The sequence below is a fragment of the Candidatus Bathyarchaeota archaeon genome (assembly GCA_026014685.1).
Taxonomy (GTDB): domain Archaea; phylum Thermoproteota; class Bathyarchaeia; order Bathyarchaeales; family Bathycorpusculaceae; genus Bathycorpusculum.
The window spans coordinates 1-3668 of sequence record JAOZHW010000002.1 but is presented as its reverse complement, the minus strand read 5'-3'; the positions used below and the strand labels follow the sequence as shown (position 1 = coordinate 3668).

Genomic DNA, 3668 nt, shown 5'->3' with positions numbered 1-3668 from the left:
CCCTGACTGCACACTCCATTCAACCGCGTTTGCAGCGCCTACCTTGAAGGCTTCACTAGTCCATTGGTCAGAGCCAGCGGCGGTTACGGATTGGAAAGTGAATTGGCGACTAGCTGCACGGTTGGAGCTATCCCAGAGAACAAGCGCTGAGCCTGCTTCAAAGTAGGTTTCTTTTTGGATGGCAAAATGCAGCTCAGGATACAAATTCCCATTAACCACACCATTGAGCTGGAAGAGGGCGCCGCCGAAATAGTTGTTTTGCACGTACAATTTGATACTGTAGGGACTGCCCATACCAGTTTCCAAGCTGACCTGCCCAGCCGTAGCCGTCCAAGAACCATCCGCAGGCGTTAAGCTCTGCGTCCAAGCCACCTTGTTCAGAGGCACGCTCTTGTCCTGCGCTCCGTAGATGGTGACTTTGTTTCTGACAGCGATGATTTCCTTCCAGTACTCGTAGGCTTCGATTTTGTCGGTTAGGCTGACGGGGCTGGTTTTGCTGCCTCTGGGGAAAAATTCGAATTTGCCATCAGGCATCGTGCGGAAATCGTAGCCTATGACGCCTTGTTTGTCGCTTTGGGAGGCGATTTTCTGCAGTAAATCCCAAACTTGGGTATCCTGCACTTTAAGGTCGGTGAAGGTCGTGTCCGTGTCCTCGACCAGTTCGGTGCTGCCACGCACATGGCTTATCCCCGAATAGTAATCCAGCAAATCCTTGACGATGGCTTCGCCTTTGTAGCCACTGTAATCTTTGGTCACGGTTTGCCGAAAGAGCTTCTCGCCCCAGCACCTGCCAGCCACGCGCATGTAGTGTTCGGATGGTGTGGACTGGTACTTGATGCTCTCCGTCCGAGTGGTGATAAGCTGCGGAACAGAGGCGCCTCTGCCGATGCAGATGTAGCCGTCCTGCCCTACATTAAGCGGGTAAGCTCCGTTTGGGCTGTATTTGCCGTCCCAATTCTGCAGCAAAAGCTCCCAGCTGCTGACTTCTTTGGTGGCGCCAAGATGCACCAGCGCCTCAACCACATCGACTTGGGGAACCCCGACAGAGCCCAGTGCAATTGTTAAGGCTGGCGGGTTAACGCTCACTGTTCGACGCCCCTCCTGTAGAATGAAGCCTCAGAACCGCCACCCCGAGAACCAGACGTCAACGCTGATTCGCCTGCTCTTTGGATGCTGCGGGTGTGCGTGGGTGTCTCGGATGCTGCGGTGTTGAAGTTCTGGACGCTGGCGGTTGCTTGGTTCATGCTGTTGGCAAAAGTCCACATGGCAGCCGCAGCCGCAACAATCACCGCTATGCCGACACCTGTCAAGGCTAGGAAGGTTCCGTAGCTGATGTTCAGGGCGTTTTGTGCTGCAGTGGCGACCCAGCAGGCGGCAGAATAGACTTTCTGTGCTACGGCTAAGCCTGTGCTTGTGCGTAGGAACATGCCCATGACGGTGACGACGGACATGGCTGAGTTGAAAACCCGCATCTCCGCATCGCCAAGTAAGCCGAACTGGTTGGCGACGTAGCCGATGGCGACGCCTAAAGCGCCCAACCCCGCAAGAGTAGAACCCAAACTTTTCACCCGTGCAGCCAAGCTTTCGGCGTCGGATTGGATGCGGTTAAACTCGGCACTCGCACGATTCACAGCACGGACAGTTAACGCGATTTCCCGAAAGCTCATAAGCCCGCCTCCACCTTAGCCTGTTCAATTGCTGAGATGATGACGGCTTCCAGTTCAGGCAAATACTGCTGAATAGCTGGATAGAGATAGGGCTGAGCACGCATGTACCGAGTGCCCAACTCAACAAACAGCGCATAGGCAGCGTCTGCTCCAATGTCAGCCACCCATTCTTTGACCCGCGCGTAGATGGTGCTTCGTAGATAACCCGTGACCATGGGCGCGTTCTTTACGGCTTGCGCTTTGACGTCGGCAGCCCAGCTAGCCAGTTGACTGTGAACCTGACGCTGCATGCCACTATCAAATCGCTGCAGGGCAGCCTTGAACTCTTCCACGCCTTCAATGTCACATGTTACTTCTACCGCCGTCTCGCATCACGCTCCGCCTTCCGTTTCTCTTCCTCCGCCATTTCATCCATCACGTTCAAGATATGGCAGAACTCCTGCACTGTTCTGGCTGGCTGCCTTGCAAGCTGGGTTGGTGTCCAGCCGAATTCTTTACATAACCGAAACTCTGAAAGAGCACTGTGCGGTTTTCCTCGTCTAACTGCTCTAGTAAAAAACGCAAATCCTCCCGAGACACACCGTTTAGCCTGTTTACTACCTTAGAGAAGAGTTCGCCAAGCTCGATTGGGACGCCGTCCTCTTCGCCCAGAAGCTTCTCAAGCGTGATGGGCTTAGATGCTGGCTGCCCATGCAAACTCGCCATGATGGTTTCCGCTTGAATCGCTATGAAGTCGCTGCTCTCCACGTCCCCGCTGAGTCGGTTGTATCTGGTGTGTTTTTGGATGATGCGGTTCCGCTTCGCCCACGTAATCTCAGCAAACGTGTAAGTGCCCTTGTATTCCTCGCCGAATCTGCCGTCAAGCTCGATTTTTTCTGTGCGCGTTTTCAATCATCTCCATTGTTGCGATTCGGTTTCTGACGGCTGTGTTCACGTCTTCAAGCACGATGTCCTGCATCCACTTGGGCAGCTTCAGAATCCTAACGCCAAGTGTCTCCCATGTTTTGAGCCATTTCTTGCGCAGTGCAGCTTCGCGACCAAAATTCTCCAAAACTTTCACTTCTACCATTCTTGCTCCCTCCATAACTATGAAATGTTAAGTGGTCCTCTCGCCGTGAACGACGCTTTTGCGTAAATCAGGTCCTCTGCTTTCCCGCTTAGGCTAAAGTCGTCCCATTTGGTGTGCTCCACGCTGACTTTGTTGGCTCCGCCCAATCCAAACTCCAAACTGGACTGTTCCGTATCCGCTAAGATGTCGTCGGCTTCCTGCTTGCTTTCAAACTCAAACGTGAGTTCGCCTGTCAAAAGCCGTTTGCCCCATGGCAGATACTTGGCTATGTGCCCGTTAACTGAGCGGATGACTGGGACGGGTTTGCAGTTGTTGTCGATTTGCAGTTTCCAAGATGTGACGCGTTCGCAGGTTGCGCCGCCGATTTTGACGTAGCTCTCGCTTCCTGAGATGGCGCCTGCGTATTCGGTGTATGTGGCTCCTGTGATTTTTGCTGTGGTGACTTCGATGTCTTGGGCTGGGAACTCGGCGTCGCATTCGATGATGCCGTCGATGTCGCAGGTTAGGACTGCCTTGTTGAATCTTGCGCCCTTGTAGAGCAGGCTGACGATGTCGGTGGCGGAGATGAAGATGTCTTTGTAGTAGAGCACCTGCAATGAAAGGCTCACGTTTAGTTCTTGTTTGACGTATTGGAGCAGGTTGATGGGTGCGTCGGAAGGCAAAGGATACTTCACTCGCAAAACGGGCTGCCGCAACCCCCGCTTAAGCGCGGCTATGTCCACTGAGCCTGTGCCAGCCACGCGAATGTTGTTCGGGTTGATGTCGGGCTCCACTAAACTGCAGGAGTGACCCAGCATCGCTGGACTTGCTGGGACAGTGCCGAAGGCGACTTCGGTCACGTAGTAGAACTTTTCTTGGTCTGAATGATAGGTGTCAACCATGTTTTTCACCTTTGACTATGAGGTGGCGATTGACTCGAAGAGCCACGCCAC

General features: G+C 53.6%; 6 protein-coding genes. All 6 read right to left on the bottom strand.

The annotated features are described in order from the left end of the window. A partial coding sequence (locus NWE96_01185; protein MCW3982591.1) for a hypothetical protein occupies positions 1-1086 on the bottom strand: 1086 nt, incomplete at its 3' end. After that, positions 1083-1667 carry a hypothetical protein gene (locus tag NWE96_01180; protein MCW3982590.1) on the bottom strand — a complete coding sequence of 195 codons (585 nt, stop codon included), beginning with the start codon at positions 1665-1667 and terminating at the stop codon, positions 1083-1085. The genes NWE96_01185 and NWE96_01180, both read right to left, overlap by 4 nt. Beyond that, positions 1664-1999 carry an HK97 gp10 family phage protein gene (locus NWE96_01175; protein ID MCW3982589.1) on the bottom strand — a complete coding sequence of 112 codons (336 nt, stop codon included), beginning with the start codon at positions 1997-1999 and terminating at the stop codon, positions 1664-1666. The genes NWE96_01180 and NWE96_01175 overlap by 4 nt, the downstream gene beginning before the upstream one ends. An 88-nt stretch (positions 2000-2087) precedes the next feature. Beyond that, the gene (locus NWE96_01170) at positions 2088-2558 is read right to left on the bottom strand and encodes a hypothetical protein (protein MCW3982588.1); all 471 of its coding nucleotides are present in this window, start codon (positions 2556-2558) and stop codon (positions 2088-2090) included. After that, complete coding sequence (locus NWE96_01165) at positions 2527-2736, bottom strand: hypothetical protein (protein ID MCW3982587.1); 210 nt, start codon at positions 2734-2736, stop codon at positions 2527-2529. The genes NWE96_01170 and NWE96_01165 overlap by 32 nt, the downstream gene beginning before the upstream one ends. A gap of 17 nt (positions 2737-2753) precedes the next feature. Continuing rightward, positions 2754-3617 (bottom strand): phage tail tube protein, encoded by an 864-nt coding sequence (locus tag NWE96_01160; GenBank protein ID MCW3982586.1) that lies wholly within the window; start codon positions 3615-3617, stop codon positions 2754-2756. Positions 3618-3668 lie beyond the last annotated feature (51 nt).

What these genes read in the sequence shown, in the direction of transcription:
- NWE96_01180 (MCW3982590.1), bottom strand. Translation starts at nt 1,667, where the DNA reads ATGAGCTTTCGGGAAATCGCGTTAACTGTCCGTGCTGTGAATCGTGCG.
- NWE96_01165 (MCW3982587.1), bottom strand. Translation starts at nt 2,736, where the DNA reads ATGGTAGAAGTGAAAGTTTTGGAGAATTTTGGTCGCGAAGCTGCACTG.
- NWE96_01160 (MCW3982586.1), bottom strand. Translation starts at nt 3,617, where the DNA reads ATGGTTGACACCTATCATTCAGACCAAGAAAAGTTCTACTACGTGACC.